Below are 2,467 nucleotides of genomic sequence, written 5' to 3'. Positions count from 1 at the left end.
TGAACAGCTCCTTGTAGCCGGTGTCGTGGTGCTTGGTCATCCCCATCTCCCCTGTCCAGATGGCCGAGAACTGTAGCGCCCTGCACGCGCCGGGACAATCCCGCGCGGCTTCGCGCCGCCGGCTCACGCGGCGGACTACCTTGCTGCGGGCTGCGCGAATCAGCGCGGCGGAGACTGGCGCAACGCCTCGACCTGCTCGACAGTCAGGCCCGTCGCTTGAGCGATCTGCGTGTCGCTGATCGTGCCCAACCGAATGAGGTTGCGGGCCGTTTCTTGAGCGGCCTCCTGACGACCTTGCTCACGCGCCTCTTTCAACAAGGAGACCTCGTCGCGCAGCGCCCGCTCGCGCACGAAGGCCATCCGGCGCGCCTCGTCATCCGCACTCAGCTGACGTACGCGATTCAACGCCTCGCGAATCGGCCCATGCTCAATCTCGGACATCGTCTTCTCCTCCCGCCAATGCTCGAAAAAGCTCACCCAGTCGCCCAAAGGACCCGTTCCCTGTCTCAGACGATCCGCCTTCTTCAATTCGATCAGAGTCAACTGTAAGCGGTTCCCCAAGCTCACCGCCGGCTGACGCGCGTCGCGCATCTCGAAGCGCCAGAGCGCTTGCGCGCACTGCGCTGGCGTCTCGGTGAAAAGATCGAAGTCCAGGAGGTGGATCCCGACCGCCGCCCGCAGCTGGGCGTAGTCTTCACCCGCGTCCAGTTGCGATGCCAACATCCGCGCCAGGTAGTAGAGCGCGCGCTGATGCCACGCCCCGTAACGGCGCACCTGGATCTCGATATCGTAGGCGTGACCCACCGCGTCGCGCGCCAGCACGTCGAGGACGATGTACTTCCCGCGCAGCTCCTCGGCGTTGACACCCGGATTGAGGATCTCCACCGACTGGATCTCGGGCAGATCCGGGCGCAGGTCGTTGATCAGCGCCACCACCAGCGCGGGATCTTCGCCGAAGACGCGCTTGAAGACGTAGTCGTTCTTGGGGTCGAGCAGCTCGGCGGCCATGAGAGGAATCGCTGATGGCGGTGATGAGGCTGGAGCCCTGAAGGTAGCACGAGCAACACGCCCAGGTCAGTTTCCCGCCGCCCCGTAGGATGGGTAGAGCGCAGCGAAACCCATCATTCCCCGCGCCAACAAGCCAGGCAGGCGCCCACCAAGACAAAACGCCCCCAGTTTCCCGAGGTAGTTTTAGCCTGACACCCGAGTCAATAGCTCGATGGGTTTCGTGACCAATCGGCGTCCGCGCCAAGGGTCAGCGTCGTAGCGTGGTCACTCTACCCATCCTACCTTGCTCATTCCATCGCGCCGTTCGCCAAGGCATTTACCCCGCCGATTGGCCCGTCGGCGGCAGCGCGCCATTCGACATCCCCGCCGACGAAGCCGATTAACCAAGCCACCACGTAGGATGGGTAGAGCGCAGCGAAACCCATCATCCCCCGCGCCGACCTCCCAGGCGCGCACCCAAACAAAAACGCCCCCGGTTTCCCGAGGGCGTTTCCGTCTGACATCCGGGTCAGTGGCTCGATGGGTTTCGTGACCAATCGGCGTCCGTGCCAAAGGCCAGCGTCATAGCTTGGTCACTCTACCCATCCTACCTTGCTGGTCTGATCTTCAACCCCGAGTGCTCCCTGAGCCTCGGGGTTGTTGCGTTTTCGGCGTCTCAGTCCGGGTCGGACGCGCGCAGCGCCTCGACCTGCGCGACGCTCAGGCCCGTGACTTGGGCAATTTGGCTCTCGGTCATGGTGCCAAGAGCAATGAGGTTGCGAGCGGTCTCTTGGGCGGTTTCTAAGCGGCCTTCCTCGCGACCTTTCTCGATTCCAATCCGCTCGCCCTTCTCGATTCCAATCCGCTCGCCCTTCTCGACCCCAATCCGCTCGCCCTTCTCGATTCCAATCCGCTCGCCCTTCTCGACCCCAATCCGCTCGCCCTCCTCGCGCTCGCGCTTCGCCCAGCTCTCCAGGTTCTCCGCCAACATGGCTGTGTCCTCGACTAATGAGTGAATCTGTGTCAGATCGATCCCCGCGCCCAGGCGCTGCAGGTGGCGCTTGAGCCAGCGGGTAATCAGCCGGTCCAGCCGCGCCTTGTTGGGGTCGGCCTGGATCAGGCGCACCAGACGATCCACCGCCGCCTGCAGCGAGGCCCGGTCCCCCGAGGCGATCTCGACCTCGAAGAGGCCGCTCAACGGAGTGTCGATCTCACCGAGCTGCTCGCGCGTATAGCGGCCCTCGTCGATCACGTAGTAGCGCAGGTGCGGCTGGTAGCTGCGCAAGAACACCGGCGGCTCGGGGCGTACTTGAACATAGATGTCCTCGGCTACCCGCCAGCGCTCCCCGCCATTGTAGAGCACCATCGGCAGCAGCGGCGGCAAGCCCTTGCTCGGGGTCGTCACCTTGGTCTTGATCAGGTGCTGGTAGAAGCAGGCCACGTAGTGCAGCATCCGCAGCGGCATGCTGGGATCGACCCT

General features: G+C 64.0%; 3 protein-coding genes. All 3 read right to left on the bottom strand.

All coding sequences use genetic code 11. The annotated features are described in order from the left end of the window. Positions 1-159: 159 nt before the first annotated feature. A complete protein-coding gene (locus G3446_RS26345; protein WP_164456623.1) occupies positions 160-1,008 on the bottom strand; it encodes an Rpn family recombination-promoting nuclease/putative transposase in 849 nt (282 codons plus the stop codon). A 287-nt stretch (positions 1,009-1,295) separates the two neighbouring features. Then, positions 1,296-1,436 carry a hypothetical protein gene (locus G3446_RS26340; RefSeq protein ID WP_164456502.1) on the bottom strand — a complete coding sequence of 47 codons (141 nt, stop codon included), beginning with the start codon at positions 1,434-1,436 and terminating at the stop codon, positions 1,296-1,298. 227 nt (positions 1,437-1,663) lie between these two features. Continuing rightward, the coding region (locus G3446_RS26335) for an Rpn family recombination-promoting nuclease/putative transposase (RefSeq protein WP_209262647.1) at positions 1,664-2,467 on the bottom strand (804 nt) is incomplete at its 5' end.

The sequence above is a fragment of the Thiorhodococcus minor genome, from assembly GCF_010820565.1.
In the GTDB taxonomy this organism is placed as follows: Bacteria; Pseudomonadota; Gammaproteobacteria; order Chromatiales; family Chromatiaceae; genus Thiorhodococcus; species Thiorhodococcus minor.
The sequence above is the reverse complement of the archived record's forward strand: the minus strand, read 5'-3'. Positions and strand labels throughout refer to the sequence as shown.